The sequence below is a fragment of the Pseudomonas syringae group sp. J309-1 genome, from assembly GCF_032582135.1.
GTDB classification, from domain to species: domain Bacteria; phylum Pseudomonadota; class Gammaproteobacteria; order Pseudomonadales; family Pseudomonadaceae; genus Aquipseudomonas; species Aquipseudomonas quasicaspiana.
On sequence record NZ_JAWHNU010000066.1, the window covers coordinates 1 to 355 of the forward strand.

The window sequence follows — 355 nt, forward strand, 5'->3', positions numbered from 1 at the left end:
GTCAAGATTAAATTCCAGAACCCCTGATCGCTTACGCGTTCAGGGGTTTTGTTTGTGCGCGAAGAAAAAGGATTAGCCGTAGGAGCGCGCTTGCCCGCGATGGACAACCACGCGCTCTATCTGGCACACCGCCTCGCAGCCTTCTGCAGCGCCTACAGGTTCACCGCGATCGGTAGGACCGAATTCATTCGGGAAGGCTATATGTCAGGCGATACAAATTCTGCGGGTGTACCGCCCCTCGCGAACAAGTTCGCTCCTATCGTCCAGCGTCCATGCGCGAACCTCGGTAGGACCGAATTCATTCGGGAAGGCTATATGTCAGGCGTTACATAAGCTGCGGATGTACCGCCCCTTC